This window comes from Roseofilum halophilum BLCC-M91 (assembly GCF_030068445.1).
GTDB lineage: Bacteria > Cyanobacteriota > Cyanobacteriia > Cyanobacteriales > Desertifilaceae > Roseofilum > Roseofilum halophilum.
The window spans coordinates 1-19729 of the sequence record NZ_JAQPOK010000052.1; the positions used below are offsets into that span (position 1 = coordinate 1).

Genomic DNA, 19729 nt, shown 5'->3' on the forward strand with positions numbered 1-19729 from the left:
GTAAACTTGGCGATTGCTTCCCGGAGGTCGCAATGACAAGGGTTCAGTCATTGCGAGTGGAACGCAGTGGAACGAAGCAATCTTCCCTATCCGGTAAACTTGGCGATTGCTTCCCGGAGGTCGCAATGACAAGGGTAAAGGCGATCGCCATGACAAGGGTTCAAAGGGCCATGAGATTACAAACAAATCTCATCATACAAATCTTGCCATTGCTCATTCATACTATTAATCAAGTCAACCTTCTTCTTTCTTGAACCCCCTTTAATCTGCTTTTCTCGACTGATAGCGCTGGTGGGGTCATCAAAAATTTCGTAATAGACTAACTTGACGACATTATATTTTTTGGTAAATCCCTCAATTAGCTTATTCTTATGTTCATAGACTCTTCTGATCAGATCGTTAGTGACTCCGGTATAAATGACTGTATTGTTGGGATTGGTCATTAAGTAAATAAAATACTGTTGAGGCATAAGTCTTGGGATGGCTTCATTACGCTGGCGCGACCTTCGCAATGATATTTTATCGGTCATTGCGATCGTAGGGAAGCGATCGCCTTGATTCGGGGAGGGTTGGGATTGCTTCGTTTCGCTGGCGCTCCACTCGCAATGACGTTTTCTCTGTCGTTGCGACTGTAGGGGAGCGATCGCTTTGATTCCCATATGGTTGAGATTGCTTCATTCCACTGCGCTCCACTCGCAATGACTGTTTATTTGGGGAGTGCAGGGGAGCGATCGCTTTGATTCCCATATGGTTGAGATTGCTTCGTTTCGCTGGCGCTCCACTCGCAATGACTGTTTATTTGGTGAGCGTAGGGAAGCGATCGCTTTGATTCCCAGATGGTTGGGATTGCTTCGTTTCGCTGGCGCTCCACTCGCAATGACTGTTTATTTGGTGAGTGTAGGGGAGCGATCGCTTTGATTCCCAGATGGTTGGGATTGCTTCGTTTCGCTGGCGCTCCACTCGCAATGACGTTTTCTCTGTTATTGCACTGCGTGCCGTTCGCAATGACTGAGCTGGAGATGATTTAATCCTTCTCATTGGGTAATTCTGGTGGCTGAAACGTGGGCGCTAGAATCATTAATTGGTCGCCATACATACTTTTGGGCACGGCAATCACTGGGGGCGATGTATTCGGATTTTCTTCTCCCGGAGTGGTTGGCAGCAGGTAGATCCAACCGTCTCGCTCTAGGAGCAACCGCCAGACTCGTAGAGGATTTTCTGGATCGTAAACCTCATTATTTTCGTCCCCCTTAAAGCCTTCAAATCCTTGGAAATCCCCAAAAAAACGAAATCCTTCTACAGGACGCTTAAGAGATCCGGGATCATTCAGTTTACTACCGAGGGGAATACTATTTTCGGGCACAATAAACGTAACGACGGGTAAGGTGGAATTAATGCCCATATCCCGTTGAGCATCCTGAATGGCTTGACTCTGGGCTAAATGAAATAAAATAATCAAAACCCAACTGACAATAACGGCTTCATCGACTAGGGAACGCAGGACTTTAATGGAATCGAAATTCAAGGGTTTGAACTGGAGAAGTTCAGATAATAGGCGATAGATAAAAGTGTTTTTTCGTGACCAATGGTTCTGGAGATGCTGATAGTAGAATTGGGCGATTTCGGTGAGGGACTGAATCGCTAGAAGAGTCATGTAGATTTGGAATATCGTCAGACAAAAGGCGATCGCACTGCGGACTATGGCTCGACCATCGGCAAACAGCACCTGCATGGGCACAATCAGAAAGGATTCTACAGAAAACTCCAGGGTGGTGACTTCGAGATGAAACTTGAGATAGTAAACCCAGCGATAGATCCAACCGGTAAAGAAGAGGGAGACACCAAGCAACCCGATTAAACTGGCAAAACGTCGCAGGATACTCGGCTCGTTTCCGGGTTCAGAGTCAGAGGAGACAGGCACAGTGTGGAGATTGGCTATACTAGGATTAGATTCAGTGTTGAGCTTTATATTAGCACTATGAAGAAAGTCATTGGGATGGCTCTGGTGAGTGTAGGGCTGGCGATCGCGGCTGGAGGATGTACAACGACTCAACTCTCCTTCTGGCGATCGCATCCAGCCGAAAGTATGGGCCGTTCCTACAGTCAAATCCCCTCCAATCCTCACTCCCTGCAAGTCTCCTTACCCCTGCAAGCGATTATTACTCTAGCCGATGGAGAAGAGAAATCAGGACGGATTACGGATATTGATGAGCAAGTGTTATCTTTGTATACTGGAACCTCAGAACTTACCAAAATTAAATGGGAAAAGATCGCTTCGATTAAGTTTGAAGAAGGGTCAATTGTCTATCTTCCCAATGGCAAGCCTATCTATCGCGGTTCTAAGGAAAATCAGTCCGATCAATTTCATAATGTCCCCGCAAGTGCCTTGAAAATTCTTGACGCAAACAAAGGCTACTTAGAAATTGACTTAAGCTTGATCGCGTCATTGAATGCAGACCAGATTGAAAACTATCATAGGGATCAACATAGCTCTTCTTATGTCGTCGAGCAAATTGAGTGCGATCGCTCCCCTTACCAAATGACTATTACTGTCACTTCTAAGTAATAATTCGGAGATAAGGGTGATATCAAGTCCGTTGGATCAGTTATAGCATGTCATTGCGAATGGAACGAAGTGGAATGAAGCAATCTCGCCTATCCCGGTAAACTTGGCGATTGCTTCCCTGCGGTCGCAATGACAAGTGTTGAACCGGACTTGATATGAAGCAATCTCGATCATCTCGCTAATTGTAGCGATTGCTTCCCTGCGATCGCAATGACATCTATTTAACCGGACATGATGTCACCCGATTAAATGGGCAATGGTTACGCCTGTGCCGCCGTTTTTTTGATCGGCTAGTTCAAAGCGCTCCACTTGGGGATGGCTCCGGAGAAATTCATGGACTCCTTCTCTGAGTTTCCCCGTGCCTTTGCCGTGAATAATCCAGACATTGGTACAATTGGCATTGTAGGCTTTGGTAATCCCTTGATCGAGTTCGGCTTCGGCAGTGACGACGCGCAAACCTCTGATATCTAGGGTATTGCGAGAGGTTTGGATGACTGGGGCAGTGGATTTGGGGGGAGGAGGGGGCGTTTTTTCTTTTTCTGTGACCGTTTTTTTGCTCGGTTCCTTCGTGGGAACTTCGGCTTTTTTGCCGTCTAAGGATTCAATTTCGGCTAATCCTACGGTCATTTTCATTAAGCCAAAGCGCACGGTAAGTTCTTGCCCGTCTTCGTCGATTTGTAGGACTTCTCCGGTTTGTCCTAAACTGGGGATGCGTACCCGTTCGCCGACTTGCGGTTTATAACTGGGTTTGGGTTTGGGGGGATTGACTTTGGAGGGGAGATATTGCTCGGCAATGCGATCGAGTTCCTGGGTGGCTTTGTGGGTGTCTTGGGCTGTGCCTTGTTGTAGCCGTTTGATGGCTTGGGCGACTTCTTTTTTGGCTTGAGAAATTGCCTTTTGGATCTCGATTTCCTGTTGTTGGCGTAACTGCTGCTCCCGCTCTTTCAGTTGCTGCGCTTTGAGTGCGACTTCTTGATGCAGTCGTTCCGTTTCTGAAAGGAGGCTGGAGGTTTCCTGGACTTGGTTTTCCTGACGACGACGCTCGGCTTCTAAACCGGCGATCGCCTGATTTACCTCTTCTGAACCCGTGCCTACCCACTCGTGCGCCTCTTCGATCACTTCTGGATTTAACCCCAAACGGCTGGCAATGGCAAGGGCATTAGAGCGCCCCGGAATGCCCCACAATAGGCGATAGGTGGGTTGCAAGGATACCTCGTCAAACTCCACGGAGGCATTCTCAAACCGCTCATCCTCATACTTGAGGGCTTTGAGTTCCCCGAAGTGGGTGGTGGCAATGGTAAGTTGGGCGTTGGTGGCGAGGTGCTTGAGCAGGGCGATCGCCAACCCGGTTCCCTCGGAGGGATCGGTTCCTGCACCCACCTCATCTAATAGTACCAATGTAGGGGCGAACGGCCGTTCGCCCCTACAAGCGGCAACACTGTCCAAAATCCGACAAATGCGGCGAATATGCCCCGAAAACGTGGATAAACTTTGCTCTAGGGACTGTTCATCGCCAATATCGGCTAAAACCTGGCTAAACCAAGGCAGTTCCACCGGTTCCCGCGCTGGCACGAATAAGCCCACTTTTGCCATCAGTGCCGCCAGCGCCAAGGTTTTCAACGTTACCGTCTTGCCCCCCGTATTCGGCCCCGTAATCGCCACGACTCGGATCGGTGGCTCAATACACACGGTCACCGGAACCACTTCTTGCCCCTGTTCGTGGCGCTGTTGCCACACGAGTAAGGGATGGCGCAGTTGCCGCAGGACGATCATTTCCGTAGATTCTGTGAATCGGGGCGGGTTTGCTTGTAACCAATAACTGTATCTCGCTTTGGCCGTGGCTAAATCGAGAATTGTGGCAATTTTGACTAAATGTTCTAAATCGTCGTAAACCTCCGCCACTTTCTCCGTGAGGGCGCGACAAATGGCTTCTTCTTCCTTAGTTTCCTCCTTTTGCAACTGTCGCAAGTCATTACCGAGGGAAACGATCGCATGGGGTTCAATGTAGAGGGTTGCGCCACTGGTGGACGAGTCATGAACGATACCGGGAATCGTTTCCTTATGATTGGCTTTCACTGGCAGCACATAGCGATCGCCCCGTTGGGTAATCAAATTCTCCTGAATGGCGTGGGATTTCCGTTGCAGGATATTTTGCAGCGCTTGCATCATGCGATCGCGCTGATTTTTCAATTGACGGCGTATATTACCCAGTTTCACACTGGCGCGATCGGCAACCCTTCCCTGCTCATCAATACAGTGATTAATCTCCTGTTCCAATTCCGGATAAGTGCGGATTGTGCTAATCAACTCCAGCAAAATTGGCACATCATCCTGTTCCTCAATAAACCGGCGCAGTCGTCGCATCCCCGCCAATGTACTCGCCACATCCAGCAGTTCATCCCCATACAGTACCCCTTTGAGTGTCGCTCGTTTAACAATCTTGCGAATATCCCGAATCCCCCCAAACGGCAGCTCTGTAGTGAGGGTTTGTTCCAGGGTGTACACTTCCTGAGTTTGCGCCAACAGGGTTAAACTTTCCGCCTCAGTTTGGGGGATGGGCAAATTCTGGGCGGCGATCGCCCCCATTTTCGTCGCTGCAAACGTCGATAAATGCTCGCACAACCGCGACCATTCTAATAGCTCTAGGGTTTCGTCTTGGATCACTCGTGTTCTATAATTCAACGCCATACTACATTATTGTATCGACTTTTGCCGCTCTGGGGGGATGGGGAATAGGGGGTTTTAATCAATCCCTAATGGTCGTCCTCCATATCCAAATGGGTAGAGAGGTCTTCAAACCAACCCCAGCGCCAAAACAGATAAATTAACCCCCCAGAAATACTCAACATGACTCCCCAAACCATGGGATATCCCCAGGCCCAATTGAGTTCTGGCATATTCCAGGGGGAGGCTTCGGGATTAAAATTCATGCCATAAACCCCGACTACAAAGGTGAGCGGGTTAAAAATCGTGGCAATTACAGTTAGGACTTTCATGATTTCATTGGTCTTATTGCTCACAGAAGACAAGTAAACATTCATGATCTCTGAGGTCAATTCTCGATAGGTTTCCACCAAATCCATCACTTGTAGGGTATGGTCATAGCAATCTCTTAATTCAATTTGCACGTTTTGGCCAATCAGGGGACTAGGATTACGCACTAACAGTTTTATGGCATCTCGTAGGGGCCAAATTTGCCGACGCAGAGCGAGTAATTCCCGTCGGATACGATAGAGGGTCTTTAAGGTTTGGTGACTGGGAGAGGTGACCACTTCCTGTTCGAGATCGTGAATGCGATCGCCATAGGCTTCTAAAACGGGGAAAAATCCATCGACGATCGCATCTAAAATACTGTACATGAGGTAGTCTGCGCCTTGGGTACGAATAATGCCTTTCCCCGTTTGAATGCGATCGCGCACCTGACGCAACCCCTCCGGGCGATCGTTCTCTTGCACCGTCAGTAAGTAATGATCGCCTAAAATTAAACTTGCCTGTTCAATATAAAATCCCTTACCTGGCTCCTTTAAGCGCACCATCTGCGTAATAATTACCAGATACTTGCCATAATCTTCTACTTTGGGTCGTTGGGGGACATTGACCACATCTTCTAAGGCTAAAGGATGTAACCCAAACACTTGACTCACCCCTGGCCAAATCTCCTGGGAACCGAGTCCCAAAACATTCACCCAAGACACCGAAGGACTCTTTAAGTAGGATAAACACTCTTCCGGAGTCGTCAATTCTGTACGCTCCGTTTTCTTTCCCGTATAATCAATGAGAAGGAGCTTAGAGGGAGTCGCATCGTCTTCAAACTCTAGGGTTCCCGGCAAACTTCCCGGTTCATCATAGTGATAGTCAAATAAATCATCGTCAGTTGGTTTAGAGAGATTAATCATAATTTCAGAGGTTTAGCTTGGTTCGAGAAAGTCATAGAGGATTTCATCGGGTTCATCTTCGATATCGTCATCGATTTCTGGCATAAATAGGGTTTCAGAAACTGGGGTTTGCTGGCTAGATGGGGTACTCAATTGGTGTTGTCGCATGACGGTAGTGGTGGTATGTAGTTGATTGACCATTTGCCTTAAAAGGATCACTTCTTGTTCTAAGGCAACGAGACGATCGCCAGAATTAGCGGCAACTTCTCCTAAATAGAGGGCGATCGCCTCTTGCACCACCTCTTGTGAGGTTTTCTGGCGATCGCTGGCGATCTTGGCAATCTTCTGTTTCCAACTCTGACTGATGTTTATCTGCATGACTTTCTCCATCCCGATCTCTTGGTTCTCAAGAATTGATATTACCCTAATAATAGGGAATCATCGGATAACTCTTCCCCTTTAAGCTGATTAAAGCGCTCGAGTAGATCCGCTACTTCTAACCCTTCCCGTTCTTCGCCCGCAATATCTAAAATAATTTGTCCTTCATGTAACATAATGGTGCGATCGCCCATCATCAAGGCCTGACTCATACTATGGGTAACCATCATTGTGGTTAACTGTTGCTCTTTAACAATTTTGCGGGTGAGCTGGGAGATAAAATGGGCGGTTTTCGGATCGAGAGCTGCCGTATGTTCATCCAATAATAAGACCTCTGTAGGAGCCAAGGTAGACATCAGCAGGCTTACCGCTTGGCGTTGTCCTCCCGATAATAATCCCATGCGATCGCCCAATCTGCGCTCTAATCCTAATTCTAAACTGGCTAACTGTTCCCGAAACTGGGCGCGACGACGGTTGGGAAGGGCCAATTTTAAGCCGCGAAATCCTCCCCGTTGAACCGCTAAGGCCATATTTTCTTCTACGGTTAAATTCGCACAAGATCCCAAAAGGGGATTTTGAAACACTCTGGCGACTAATTTAGCTCGTTTTTGCGTCGGCCATGAAGTAACATTTTGACCGGCAATATGAATGCGTCCAGAGTCCGGCAGGCGATCGCCACTAATTAAATTTAACAGCGTCGATTTTCCCGCCCCATTCGAGCCAATGACGGCGATCAACTGCCCGGCGGGAACCTGAAGAGAAAGCTGCCGTAGGGCTGGAGTTTCCAGAGCCGTACCGGGATTAAAGGTAACACAAGCGCGATCGATTTCAATCATGAAGAAATTTTCTGTTAAGATTAAAGAATTAAATTTTAGATCAGAGGGAAGCTACGAGTATGTCTACTCAGCGGATACGTCGGAAGTCCTCTCCAAATGAAGGCATGAATGGTAAAACCCTTCGGTTTAGCCCTCGTCCTTTAGGGTCTCAAAAACCCAAACCGATACAAACCGCAAGAGATTCTGAGCATCAGCCCTTCCCTCAACCCACCTCCTCTGGCGCACCTTTTGAGTTAATCACTAATCAGCCCTCTCAAGGTCTTGCACTGGATATGCAGGCGAAAATTGATCGGTCGTGGAAAAGCAAAACGCCTCATTCTCAGCAACCGCTTACACAACGGAAAACTTCAGAGCAGATTTCCCTTCAGCCTCAATCCCCATTGAATTTTCCTATCCAGCGCTATCCTCTAGGAGACCAGTATAATTTATGGTTTTCACAACCCCATGGAAGTCTATCGGCTAAACCTTCGATTCAACGGGATGATGAAGATCAAACCACTACACCTGAACCCACAACCCCCACCACCACAACGACAACAACGACTGAGGATACAACGGGAACTGTACCGGTTGCTACCTTAAAGCTCTGTGCGGATGTGGAAACGGCAGATCGGAGTAAATTGGGGTTAGTTGACCTGGCTCAGGCGAAAGTGGGCCATACTTTTTTGAAACTTAGTTACAATGATACTAGTAATGTCCCTGAATCCATGCGTCAACCAACCAAACGGTTATTACAGTCGCCCACAGGTTCCTCGTTTGGTTTTTATCCTCTGATTTACAGAGCCAGTACCTGGACTTATGATAGCGCCCAACGTATGAAGCGTTTAGAAACTCCTGGCAGTGGCACAAGTCTCGATCGCCGTCATACTGGATTTTCATTGAATCCGAAAAAATGGGTTCCTGGGCGCGTGGAAGAACCGGATGTATCCCATGCTTCTAAGGGTGAAAAATCTTATGTGTTAACCCAGCCGGAAGTGGATGGCTTGATGCAATATGTGGAACAGAAGAAAGATGCTCAATATAATTTGTTTAAGTATAATTGCACGAATTTTGCGGTAGAGGCTGTTCAATCTATTGGTAAGTCTGCGCCTAGTGGATCGGGTCAGTATGGAGACATTATGCTTCCGAATGCTCTGTACAAGAATTTATTAGACTTGTCTCGCTCTGGGGATACTGATGTGACGTTAGGGCCCCTAGCTGAGGGCGATGCCCATGATAAGAAAGGGGATAAAAAAACGGGTAAGAAAAGTTCGACTAAGAAAACATAGAGATTAGTGAGAGGTTAACTCCAAGATCATGAGTGCTAAACCGATTACGTTTGAGGCGATCGCCACAGTTGTGGAGATTGCGATCGCGGATGTGAGCAAGAGAGCAGGAGTGAAAAACTTAAAAACCTATGTTACGGTGCGTCCGGAGCAAGTTTTCCCAGCCGAGATTGCCGAACAGGTGAGTGTGGAGACTCTCAAGTTTATTCATCCGACTCAAAAGGGGGATGAGCAAATCCAGAGTGGCGATCGGGTGAAACTAACGATTATTGCTAACGATCTCTCTCAACCGGATTGGTTTCGGATGACGAAAATGGTTAAAATCCGATCGCAATTAACAATTAACAATTAACAATTAACAATTAACAATTAACAATTAACAATTACAGCGCTTTGTGCTTTATTAATCTGTCGAACTACGGTTAAGGCGGAATAGGATACGCCTGCGGTTCCTTCTCCGGGATGGGTGGAGTCTCCGACGAGCCACAGGTTGTTGATGGGGGTGCGGTTGGCAAAACCGAAGGGGCCGAAGGTGGTTAGGCGTTGTCCCATACCGCCGACAATGCCCCGATCGCGCCCTGTATAGTTGGCAAAGGTTCTCGGTGTGGCGGCTTCCACGTGAATAAGGGTTTCTGGGGTTAAGTGGAAATAGTGACTTAAACGGGCGATCGCCGCTTCGGTAAATTGTTTCTTCAGTTGCTCGTAATCTGCACTGTTCCACCATTGCTCCGTATCCGTAAAAGAAGATGCAGTAATGGTAGCTTTTCCTTTCGGTGCGCGTCCATCTCCCGGATGACTGACGGAGACAAATAGGGAATTATTCTCGCCAATGGGGCCATGATAATCATACAGAAATTGCAGATGGGGCGGGCAATGTTCGGGAATAGCGGCTTGTTCGACTCCCAGATAAACCACAAATGCGCCACTCGGTGAGGGGACTTGCTTCAGGCGCTGGCTGTACCCATTGGCGTATATTTTTGTTGCCAGATCGTCGGACTGTAAGAGTTGCACTAAGTTATGAATGGTGACATTAGCAACGACATGATCTGCTTTTTCACGCCAAGTTTCCCCGGTTTTCAGGTTGCGGATAACCACGCCGGTAACTCGCCCTTTGTGGGTTTCGATTTGCTCGACAGTGTGGCGCATGAGCAGTTTACCGCCATCGCGCTCTAGGGATGCGACGAGGCGATCGCTCAAAACTTGCATACTTCCCTGCAAATGATACAAGCCTTGGGGTTCCTGGGAAACACCTAGAGCCGTTGCTGCATACAAGAGGGCGGTTTCCGTGGTATCGACTTGGGAGTAGAGTTTCAGTTGCATGTCGAGGAAGGTTTTTAGGCGATCGTCTTTTCCCACCCCCATCAACCTCAGTGCATCCCACACCGTCAACAGCGCAAACGGCACAGTAATCAGAGTATCCGGGCGCATCGCCTGCACCAATTGCCACAAATCCCACCAATCTCGCGGAGGCAGCACCGGATCTCGCCCCTGAAACCGCCAACTCGCTTGAAATAAGGTATTCATCAACTGCCAAAAGGGTTCGCTTCCCGGAAACTGTCGCTGCCGTTCCTGTTGCCATTTCAGGGGATCTCGCCACACTGAAATCGGTTCAGTTTCCCCCGGCAAAAACACCGCACAAGCCGGATCGCAAGGCGTTGCCTCTGGTAGCGCGATCTCCAATTCCTCAAAAATCCGATCATGAATTCCCCCCGCTTCCAAACCCGCTACCTGAGTTGCTCCCACATCAAACGTAAACCCCCGCCGCTTAAACGTCGAAGCACATCCCCCCGGCACAATCGCTTGATCGAGGATCAGCACCGAATACCCCCGACGAGCCAGGAGTGCGGCTGTGGTTAAGCCGCCAATACCCGCACCAACAACGATACAGCGAGGCGGAGAGGAGGATTGAGACTGAGCCATGATCTGAGCCGTGAACAAGGGAACATTAACGATTGTAACGTTCCGTTAAGTTTTTCGCTGACGACGAATCCGGTTAGAGGGTATAACTAGCGGGCAAGATGCCCGCACTCCTCCAATCCTTTGATCTTACTGGAGTGGGAGCGTCTCGCTCCCTAGCTCCTTCGATTTAGAAACGATACCGATTTTCTGACGTTAAGCGCCCAAGACACTCAAGAGGTTGAGGAGTTCTTGTAAAATTTGGGATGCTGCCCAAAAAAGATAGACTCCAAACAAGAACAAAAAGCTCAATAAGCACAACCCGTTTTGGCTATACTTACCAACGGAAAATCCTGTTGCGAGAAAGATTGCCAGCATCACATGAAGAATAAAGGTGTTCATTGAACTTACCTATAAATAACTTACTTCTCTAACCTAACCCTTACAATAGTGAGCATAGCTAATCTTGTTAGAGATGTGAAGTTTTGTTAAGCTTTAATGGTATGTACCACCTTGCTTACAACCTTGTTTGAGGATTCCGTGATGCCATTCATAGCTACGCACTTTGCGACTTGCTCTACTGGCTACTTTTACAGCTTCGACAACTCTAGGAATATATTGGTTGAATTCAGATTTCAAGTCTCGATCAACCAAGCTCAATAATGAACATTGCAATAAGGAAGAAAAAGTAACTCCTGGTTTTGAGAAATGAAGGTGAGAAGTTTTGTGGCGTAGTTCTTGCTCGAATTTGTTAGACAAAGAAAATCTTCCGAGATGGTAATCTTCCAGATATTCAGTTAAAAATACACACATATCACTCCACTTTTTTATCGAAAAAGAGCTATAATCAAGTAGTGAATCTTTAAAGTCACTATTCGCATCATCTGTCAGGGACTGAATCAGCAAATCACATCCAGAATTTACATCAGTATTTTGAGTGACTGATTTGATCATTTGATCTACAATTAATAGACCACAAGACAAACCTCCTTTTCTTGCTATATCAAGGATAGTATTAGCTGTTTTAAGACGGGCATAAAGTGCATTAAAAAGTTGTAAACGAGCATGAATTTCTTGAACAGATAACTCAAATAAAGCTTGCTTTTGTTCAGTAATTTCTCCTCGATCAACTTTCTCGTCAAGGGGATAATCCCCTTTGACTATATAGTGACTTTTCCAAGCTTCAGCTTGTAATTGATACATCGATCGCAGTTGCAACCAGTATTTTTTTTGATCTGGAGTCATGAGATCGGGCTGATACAGTTCATCAGAAGGAAGACAACGAAGAGTATCGTAGATTTTTTGTAGATCGTTCATAAGGATTTTTATATGTGTTACTCAGTTCATGTGAGGAGGTAAATCTATGGTATCATATATTTTATGTGAATAAATGCCGTTACTATCATGGTAAAATACCCCCAAAATTAAGTTTTAGAGTTAAACCCTATGAAATGGCGGGTAGTGTTAGAAGTAGATCCCCAAACCCATGATTGGGCGGTTTGGTATCCAGAATTACCGGGTTGTGTCTCAGCCGGAGAAACAGAAATAGAAGCGTTAGAGAATATTCGGGAGGCTATAGCCCTTTATCTAGAACCAGATAAAATGGAACTGAAATAAGGAATCAAGGAATAAGATCGATGAATCAACTTACCCGCATTACAATTAACCCAGAAGTGATGGGAGGAAAACCCTGTATCCGAGGCATGAGAGTCACGGTAGGGATGATTTTAGGGTTAATGGCAACCGGTGCTTCTCATGATGAAATTTTACAGGCTTATCCTTATCTAGAACCTGAAGATTTGAGAGAATCTTTAGCTTATGCTGCCTGGCGTGTTGAAGAGATAGAACTTTCTTTAAGTGCCTCATGAAGATTGTGATTGATATGAATCTTTCACCCGATTGGATTGATGTTTTTGTCAAGTATGAAATTGAGGCAATACATTGGTCATCGGTGGGCAATCCAAATGCAACAGATAGAGAGATTATGCAATGGGCAAGTGACCAGGGCTATATTGTTTTTACCCATGATTTAGACTTTGGTGCATTACTGGCAATAACGCAGGACAATAAACCGAGTGTTATCCAAGTTCGCACACAAAATGTGTTACCGATTCATTTGGAAAATATCGTTATTCAAGCTATTGAGAAAAGCCGAGATTTATTGCAATCCGGAGCATTGGTAACGATTAATGAATCTAAATTAAGAATTCGTATTTTACCGTTTTCATGAATGATGACTAGCGATCGCACCGTAAAAATCTCATCGGCTTTCAATCGATAGCTTGTTCGATATCAAAGCTATATCTTGAGTAAATCCAGCGATCGATTTTGGCCCACTTCAGTCAACGGTCTGTTATAGTTCTAGCGGCAAAAATCTCTGCGGCGCTCAGTTGCAATTGGGGGAACGCCAAAGACTCAATCCTCTCGTTTCCCGTAAACAGCGTGATCTGATACTCCCCATCCACCAGTTGGTAAATAGAGAGAGTCGGTTTTTTGGGATTGCCGATAAACCGCCGACCGCCTAAACCCAGATAATCCACAATCCAGTATTCCGGGATACCCATCAATTCGTAGTCCCCGACTTTCCTCAGATAATCATCTTGCCAGTTTGTACTGACAACCTCGATCGCCAGTCGCACAGAATCTCCCTTGGTAATCACCGATTTTTTCTGCCAACCGGGTTCCTCGGCTAGTTGGGCTTTATTGAGGACAATAATATCAGGTTGGTAGCCGGACTTGTCATCGATCGCTTTCAGCAAGCAATCACCGGGAATTAGACAAGGGTATTGCGATCGCCGAATCTCAAAATGCAGTTCGCTCGCAATAAAACCGATCACGTTAGAATGTTCTCCAGTTGCTAAAGGCATTTTGACGATCGCTCCATTGCGTAGTTCATACTTACAGGTCGCGTTTTCTGGATACCAGTCCACAAATTCATCGAATGATATCGGTGTCGTTAGAGTTGCAATCATAGTTATTCAGTACAAGAGAGTAAGACAAGAGAGGGCTTTTCTGGCTCAAATCTGGATCGCCTCCAAATACTCCGACAAGAAGTCAATCAGCTCCATCGATTCAGCGACAAACGCCATCGCATCACTAAATTTGGGGCCTTGAACCAGGGAGGAAAAATGGGCGATCGCCTCGAGTTGTTTGGCTTTGGCGAGATACTGGAGATATTTCAACAGATTTTTGCGGGCATTCTCCGCTTTATTTTCGGGGCAACGCCCGGCATTGAGCCAGAGTAAGACCCGTTCGTTTAAACTAGCAAAATCCTGAATCTCCAGGTCTTTAAGCTGTTTGGAATGCTTAGAATATTGCAGTAGGAGTTGCTCCGGACTCAGACCCCGTTGAGTTGCCAGGCTTTGGCGAAAGGCGATACTAGCCCGACTCCCCACCATACCAGCAATCAGTTTGAAGTGAATATCTTCGAGCTTGGTACGATCGCGAACAAAATCCGCCACTTTCACCCAAGCGCGGCGATCGGGAGTTTTGATGAGACCTGCGGTGGCGATCGCCGCATCCGCATCCGGATTGTCACCATCAAGATACTCTGGATGCTGTTGGATAAACGTCAGCACCCGCGAATCGATATCGCGATCGGCAGCCCAGAGCAGCCAATCTTCCACCGTCGGCGCAAACTCATAGACATTGAACCGCGACACCAGGGCCGGATCTAACTCTGTCAGTTGATATTCTTCTCCCCCATTCACCGCAGCAATGACAATACTGCCCGGAGGTAAGGCTTTACCGGCCAAAGTTTTGTTCAGGGTCAGGTCTTGAACCGCCTGCAAAATCTCTGGACGGGCACGGTTCAGCTCGTCCAGGAAGAGTACCACCGGGCGATCGGGTTCGGGCCACCAATAGGGGGGTAAAAACATCGATCGCCCTGTTTTCTCGTCTTTATGCAGCAAGCCAATCAAATCCCCCGGATCGCTCATTTGACCCAAAAAGAACGGGATCACGGGCAGGTTCTGGCGATCGCGGTAGAAATGGCTAATAATTTCTGATTTGCCAATCCCATGCTTGCCCACCAGGAGAATATTTTGCGACCGTGGGGTTAGTTCCAGAACTAGATAAAGTTCGCGAGCATCAATACGAATCATTTTCTTCGAGCTTTATCGAGAAAGGACGAGAGCTTTTCATCCACGAGTTGAAACTCGTGGATGAAAAGCGAACGAGCGACTTCAGTCGTCGTGACTTTAAGTATTTTAACAAAAATATCTGATTTTCTCTTGACATTTCTTAAGTTAGGTTATGCTATAAACTAGAACTCATGTTTGTCCGCATTGTGGCTATGTGGAAGATAGAGATATTAACGCGGCTAAGAACATTTTTAAAAAAGCGCAATGTCTAAAAAATTGACATATCAAGAATTGGAGCAGCGAGTCCGGGAGCTAGAGGCGAGCAAAACGCTCCGAGGACAAAGCCGTATTGGCGAATTGGTCGAAAATATACAGGCCGGGGTAGTGGTTCATGGAAGGGACGGAACCGTAATTAAAAGTAATGCGACAGCGCAAATGATGCTTGGCTTAACACACGAGCAGATGCTCGGAAAGGAGTTAATCGCTCCTGCTTGGACATTTTTGCGGGAGGACGGCAGCCCGTTGCCAGTTGAGGAATATCCTGTGTCGCGGGTTATTGCTACAAAAAAAATCGTCCACAACATAGTAAGGGGCATTCAGCGCAGCGATAAAGCCGAACCGATTTGGGTTCTTGCCACAGCAATCCCGGAGTTTGACGAAAACGGCCACATCACCCAAATTGTTGCCAGCTTTACGGACATTAGCTCGCTTAAAAAAAGTGAGGAACAATATCGGAACTTGTTCGAGAATACGATGCAGGAGATACACCTCTGGAAGCTCGTTCGCGATCGGCAAGGTGCGATTAAGACCTGGCGATTGGTAGAGATCAACCCTGTTACTCTCAAAGCCTGGGGCAAAACCCGTTCTGAAATTATCGGCAAAACAACCGATGAAATCTTCTCATACAATGCAACGGAACAGTTCATGCCCATTGTGAAAAAGATTTTTTCAGAAGGCACACCCTACACATGGGAAGCCTATTTCCCACCAACGGGTCAGTTCTACCACATGACCAGTGTTCCATTTGGGGAATATTTCATGAGCACTGGGACAGACATCAGCGATCGCAAGTATGCTGAAATGACCTTACAGAAAAGTGAGAAGCTCCTCTCCCAGGCTGAAGAAATTGCAGATATGGGAAGCTGGGAATGGGATATTGAAAACGATATAGCGTATTGGTCAGATGGTTTATTTAAAATTTTTCAACGTTCGCCTAAAGAAGGCGCACCAGAATGGGCACAACAGTCAGGGTTTTATAAAAAAGAAAGTTATGAACAATTAAGTAGGGCAGTAGAAACCTGTGTTCAAAACGGAACACCTTACGAAGTTGAAGTGCAAGCCATACGTTCAGACGGCGAAATACGAATTTGTATTTCCCGCGGAAGGGCAGAAAAAAACGATGAAGGGAAAATATTCCGCCTGTTGGGAACTTTTAATGACATCACCGAGCAAATAAAAGCAGAGCAAGCATTAAAGAAAAGCGAAAGGTTATTAAGCAATATCATCAACTCTTCAACTGATTATATTTTTGTAAAAGACAAGAACTTAAAGACAATCTTATGCAATCAAACATTCGCCCAAGCAGTCAACAAAAAACCGTCCGATTTAATTGGCAAAACAGATATTGAAAACGGTTGGGATGCTGAACTGGTGAAAGGAAACCCTGATAAAGGGATTACAGGATACGAAAAATACGATCTTGAAGCATTAAACGGAAAGATTGTTCAAAACACGGATACAGCGATCGTTTCCGGTAAAACTCTTTTTCTAAATAGCGTAAAAATCCCTCTGAAAGATGAGAATAATCAAATATTTGGTGTACTTGGAATCAGCAGGGATATTACCGAACAAAAAAAAGCGGAACAAGCTCTCAAAGCAAGCGAAGAACAGTTTCGCACCCTCGTTAATGCAAGCCCATTCCCTGTTGTTGTCACGGATACGGCAGGTGAAAACATTCTGCATTGGAGTAAAAGCGCACAAGAACTGTTTGGGCATCGGCCAACAACGCCTGCCGAATGGTTTTCCCTTGCTTATCCCGATCGCCAATACCGCCAGGAGGTTATCGACCGCTCGAAGCTGTATCTCGAAAGAGCGCAACACTCGGAAACAGCCGTGAATACTGGTGAGTATCACATTACGTGCCAGGATGGGTCTGTCAAAATATGCGAGATCTACGCGCAATTGATTTCTGGCCACCTGATATTGACAAATAATGATATTACCGATCGCAAACAGGCTGAAGCAGAAATTCAGGCAGCCAGGGAATTTCTAAATACCCTGATTGATTTAAGTATGTTCGGTATGTGGATATCCGATCGCAAAGGGACAGTCATACAGGTAAACCGTGTTTTATGCGAAACCATGAATTTAACCGACGATCGAATCGTCGGCAAATATAACGTCTTTAAGGATGATAACCTGAAAGCGCAAGGTGTTATGCCTAAAGTGAAGGCTGTTTTCGAGAAGTATCAACCGGCGCGTTTTACAATTTTTTGGCAGGCGACCAGGATTAACGATTTTGCTTTTCAAGCAGCACGGGATATGTATATCGATGTCTATATGTTCCCCATACTGGATATACAAGGAAAGTTGAAGAATGTAGTCTGTCAATGGATAGACATTAGCGAACTCAAAAATGCGGAAAAACAACTACGCGAAATGGTTGAATTTGATGCCTTAACGCAAGTTTATTCAAGGCAGCATTTATTGGGACTAGCCGAAAGAATGTTTATGCGTAGTAAGCAAGACCAGGCTTCACTTTTATGTATGATGTTCGATATCGATCGCTTTAAATCCATCAATGATAAATATGGACACAAGGCTGGTGATATGGCATTAATTGCTTTTTCAGAAGTTGTCTCCAAGAATCTTAGGAGCAATGATATATTCGGAAGGCTTGGTGGAGAAGAGTTTTTGGCAGTAGTTCCAGAAATTTCATTAGAAGCGGGTAAGAAATTAGCTGAACGAATAAGAATTGAAGTTGAAAAAACGCCAATTACGGTGGGTGCAGACTGCATAACCATGACCGTGAGTATTGGGTTATCAATATACAAAAAAAACAAGAATTTGGCTACATTTGATGAACTTATGGAACTTTCCGATAAGGCTCTCTACGCAGCGAAGAATAGTGGTAGAAATCGTGTTTGCGTTGATAATTCATCTCTAGCACGAAAGGATAAGGGGGGGTTGAGGCGTGAAACCGAACCAATACATTGAGTTGGCGTTGGGTTTCTACTTCGTTTAACCCAACAATAGCGGAAAATGGCGAAGCGATTGTTCATTCTGCCTTTTTCTACAAATCCTGATGACGAATCCAGTCAGAACGGCGATAGCCCCGCTTGATATGGGTTTTAAAGCGAACGCCGCTATTGTAAGTTTCGCGCAGAGCCTGAATTGCCGTGCGCAATTTGGGTAGTACCTCCTTGAACCGGTTAAAGGGAATCAAAATAGCAAAGTAGTCGTTGTCAGACAGACGAATAATCAGTTTGAGCTTAATACTATCGACTTCGGTGGCAAAGTCAAATTTATCTTCCTTGGCAATTTTACGCACCTGAGCCAAGATCGCTTGTATTTTCAAGTCTTTCTGTTTTTTGCGCTTGGCAGCCTGGGCCTTTTGCCGCTCAACGCGCTGCATAAAGGCTTGGATCAGAGACACTACCTCACTAATGTCAGAAACGGGGGCGGGCGATCGCTGATACCCTAACTCTACCCAGAGCTTTTGCTCCGAACTCCTGAGCAAATGTAAATGGGTCTCATTTCGATACCAGCGATCGCTTGAATCTTCGAGCAGAACGCAACAACAGAGGGTGTGGGTGGGGGGCTGGTTTGCGCTTGACCCCACCACTTGGGAACGGTGGAAACAGTAACAGTTATCGTTCCGCTTTGCGCCAGGGAGAGGCTCAACTCGCGTCAACAAGTCTTCCGCCACCTCTTTAGCCTTTTCGGGGTCAACGTTGAGGGGGTTCTCTCCAGAGATATTCTCTCGGAGGAGCTTTTGTATACTCCGTAATGTAATGGACATAAATCTTAACGACCTTCTTTAGCTGAAATTCGGCAATACTGCGATCGCACCCAGCGACTTTCGCTGGCCATTAAATCGTTCCCGGTGTTTGCAGCGTAATGCCAAACAGAATAGCCAGAACTTTGGCCAAATCATTGGGTACGCCATAGGTATTGATATCTTTTTGAATCAACTTTTGCTGGCGATGGAACAGACCAAATTTCCAGGTATCTCCTGTCGTAACTGCTCCGTAGAGATAGTCTATAGGAGCCTCAATCCACCGATCTAGGGCAATCAGTTCTACTGCCAGTTGGGTAAATCCTTTCCCCAGATCGGCATTTTTCGCCTCAATAATGACACAGTTTTGAGGTGTGGGAATAAAATAATCTAAATTTCCCTTCAGTTGGTTGCTAACTTGGATCGAATACTCAATCTTGAGAGGCGACTGGATAAACTTGCATACGGTTTTCAGCACCGGAAAAATCAGTGATTCTCGACGGGCAATTTCTGAATTGGGATCGACTAACGCCAAGTTTTCTGTCAACTCCTGGATCAGTGGGTTGGGGTCTAGGGGCTGCTGCTCTGGGAGTTGGAGAGAAGCAGATTGGAAAGCCACCCCGAATTCAGCTAGGATATCGGCGGTGTCAAAGGGCAGAGCGGCATATTGGCTAAAGCTGTAACTTGCGGCAGGGTCAAGAATTGAAGGTTTCACGATTGCTTTACTCCAGCAGCTTCAACGTTGTCCCTGAATTTTACAAAAATGTTGATTATCTTGTCAACTTCATAAACCTTTACAAATCCTTAACCTTAAGGGAATTTGCCGTAACTGCG

The 19729-nt window shown here is 46.2% G+C and carries 21 protein-coding genes and 1 pseudogene; 8 read left to right on the plus strand and 14 right to left on the minus strand.

The annotated features are described in order from the left end of the window. Positions 1-176 precede the first annotated feature (176 nt). From PJF56_RS06295 to PJF56_RS06305, 3 genes are all read right to left on the minus strand, one after another. Complete coding sequence (locus PJF56_RS06295; RefSeq protein WP_283761798.1) at positions 177-470, minus strand: GIY-YIG nuclease family protein; 294 nt, start codon at positions 468-470, stop codon at positions 177-179. A 49-nt stretch (positions 471-519) separates the two neighbouring features. After that, entirely contained in the window at positions 520-678 is a 159-nt protein-coding gene (locus PJF56_RS06300; protein ID WP_283761799.1) for a hypothetical protein, read from the minus strand. 346 nt (positions 679-1024) lie between these two features. Next, on the minus strand, positions 1025-1921 hold the full coding sequence (locus PJF56_RS06305; protein ID WP_283761800.1) for a hypothetical protein: 897 nt from the start codon (positions 1919-1921) through the stop codon (positions 1025-1027). Positions 1922-1978: 57 nt separating this feature from the next. Between PJF56_RS06305 and PJF56_RS06310 the strand changes: the two genes are divergently transcribed. Further along, the gene (locus PJF56_RS06310; protein WP_283761801.1) at positions 1979-2566 is read left to right on the plus strand and encodes a hypothetical protein; all 588 of its coding nucleotides are present in this window, start codon (positions 1979-1981) and stop codon (positions 2564-2566) included. A 237-nt stretch (positions 2567-2803) separates the two neighbouring features. Here PJF56_RS06310 and PJF56_RS06315 read toward each other — a convergent pair whose 3' ends face one another. The 4 genes from PJF56_RS06315 to PJF56_RS06330 all read right to left on the minus strand — a co-directional run bounded on the left by PJF56_RS06315 (position 2804) and on the right by PJF56_RS06330 (position 7655). After that, a complete protein-coding gene (locus PJF56_RS06315) occupies positions 2804-5230 on the minus strand; it encodes an endonuclease MutS2 (protein WP_347179466.1) in 2427 nt (808 codons plus the stop codon). A gap of 89 nt (positions 5231-5319) precedes the next feature. Then, positions 5320-6462: a magnesium/cobalt transporter CorA gene (corA, locus tag PJF56_RS06320; RefSeq protein WP_283761803.1), complete on the minus strand. Its 1143-nt coding sequence runs from the start codon at positions 6460-6462 to the stop codon at positions 5320-5322. A gap of 12 nt (positions 6463-6474) precedes the next feature. Further along, positions 6475-6819: a hypothetical protein gene (locus tag PJF56_RS06325; RefSeq protein ID WP_283761804.1), complete on the minus strand. Its 345-nt coding sequence runs from the start codon at positions 6817-6819 to the stop codon at positions 6475-6477. A 41-nt stretch (positions 6820-6860) separates the two neighbouring features. Further along, on the minus strand, positions 6861-7655 hold the full coding sequence (locus PJF56_RS06330; protein ID WP_283761805.1) for an ABC transporter ATP-binding protein: 795 nt from the start codon (positions 7653-7655) through the stop codon (positions 6861-6863). Positions 7656-7714: 59 nt separating this feature from the next. Here PJF56_RS06330 and PJF56_RS06335 point away from each other — a divergent pair, with 59 nt between their 5' ends. Together PJF56_RS06335 and PJF56_RS06340 are read left to right on the plus strand one after the other, a co-directional pair. Next, positions 7715-8923, plus strand: coding sequence for a hypothetical protein (locus tag PJF56_RS06335; protein ID WP_283761806.1), 1209 nt, complete (start codon positions 7715-7717; stop codon positions 8921-8923). Between the two features lie 28 nt (positions 8924-8951). After that, complete coding sequence (locus PJF56_RS06340; RefSeq protein WP_283761807.1) at positions 8952-9272, plus strand: hypothetical protein; 321 nt, start codon at positions 8952-8954, stop codon at positions 9270-9272. 17 nt (positions 9273-9289) lie between these two features. On the opposite strand, the gene crtD is transcribed toward PJF56_RS06340, so the two are convergent. The 3 genes from crtD to PJF56_RS06355 all read right to left on the minus strand — a co-directional run bounded on the left by crtD (position 9290) and on the right by PJF56_RS06355 (position 12133). Further along, positions 9290-10840 (minus strand): C-3',4' desaturase CrtD, encoded by a 1551-nt coding sequence (gene crtD / locus PJF56_RS06345; RefSeq protein WP_283761808.1) that lies wholly within the window; start codon positions 10838-10840, stop codon positions 9290-9292. 192 nt (positions 10841-11032) lie between these two features. Next, positions 11033-11218, minus strand: coding sequence for a hypothetical protein (locus PJF56_RS06350; RefSeq protein ID WP_283761809.1), 186 nt, complete (start codon positions 11216-11218; stop codon positions 11033-11035). A 93-nt stretch (positions 11219-11311) separates the two neighbouring features. Then, positions 11312-12133, minus strand: coding sequence for a hypothetical protein (locus PJF56_RS06355; protein ID WP_283761810.1), 822 nt, complete (start codon positions 12131-12133; stop codon positions 11312-11314). Between the two features lie 129 nt (positions 12134-12262). Between PJF56_RS06355 and PJF56_RS06360 the strand changes: the two genes are divergently transcribed. Genes PJF56_RS06360 through PJF56_RS06370 form a run of 3 tightly spaced genes read left to right on the plus strand, consistent with a single transcriptional unit; the run spans position 12263 to position 13046 of the window. Next, positions 12263-12433, plus strand: a complete 171-nt coding sequence (locus tag PJF56_RS06360; protein WP_283761811.1) for a type II toxin-antitoxin system HicB family antitoxin — start codon at positions 12263-12265, stop codon at positions 12431-12433. A 20-nt stretch (positions 12434-12453) separates the two neighbouring features. Further along, the gene (locus PJF56_RS06365) at positions 12454-12684 is read left to right on the plus strand and encodes a DUF433 domain-containing protein (protein WP_283751676.1); all 231 of its coding nucleotides are present in this window, start codon (positions 12454-12456) and stop codon (positions 12682-12684) included. Further along, entirely contained in the window at positions 12681-13046 is a 366-nt protein-coding gene (locus PJF56_RS06370) for a DUF5615 family PIN-like protein (RefSeq protein WP_283761812.1), read from the plus strand. The genes PJF56_RS06365 and PJF56_RS06370 overlap by 4 nt, the downstream gene beginning before the upstream one ends. A gap of 112 nt (positions 13047-13158) precedes the next feature. Here the strand turns inward: PJF56_RS06370 and PJF56_RS06375 are convergent, their stop codons facing one another. Together PJF56_RS06375 and PJF56_RS06380 are read right to left on the minus strand one after the other, a co-directional pair. Further along, on the minus strand, positions 13159-13788 hold the full coding sequence (locus PJF56_RS06375) for a Uma2 family endonuclease (protein WP_283761813.1): 630 nt from the start codon (positions 13786-13788) through the stop codon (positions 13159-13161). Between the two features lie 45 nt (positions 13789-13833). Next, positions 13834-14919: an AAA family ATPase gene (locus tag PJF56_RS06380; RefSeq protein WP_283761814.1), complete on the minus strand. Its 1086-nt coding sequence runs from the start codon at positions 14917-14919 to the stop codon at positions 13834-13836. Between the two features lie 160 nt (positions 14920-15079). Between PJF56_RS06380 and PJF56_RS22090 the strand changes: the two are divergent. Continuing rightward, a pseudogene (locus PJF56_RS22090) lies at positions 15080-15178 on the plus strand (zinc ribbon domain-containing protein); the annotation flags it as partial. After that, on the plus strand, positions 15163-18114 hold the full coding sequence (locus PJF56_RS06385) for a sensor domain-containing diguanylate cyclase (RefSeq protein ID WP_283761815.1): 2952 nt from the start codon (positions 15163-15165) through the stop codon (positions 18112-18114). The pseudogene PJF56_RS22090 and the gene PJF56_RS06385, both read left to right, overlap by 16 nt. Before the next feature lie 76 nt (positions 18115-18190). Here the strand turns inward: PJF56_RS06385 and PJF56_RS06390 are convergent, their stop codons facing one another. Both PJF56_RS06390 and PJF56_RS06395 read right to left on the minus strand, forming a co-directional pair. After that, a complete protein-coding gene (locus tag PJF56_RS06390) occupies positions 18191-18919 on the minus strand; it encodes a hypothetical protein (RefSeq protein WP_283761816.1) in 729 nt (242 codons plus the stop codon). 70 nt (positions 18920-18989) lie between these two features. Then, positions 18990-19610: a hypothetical protein gene (locus tag PJF56_RS06395; RefSeq protein ID WP_283761817.1), complete on the minus strand. Its 621-nt coding sequence runs from the start codon at positions 19608-19610 to the stop codon at positions 18990-18992. Positions 19611-19729: the final 119 nt, after the last annotated feature.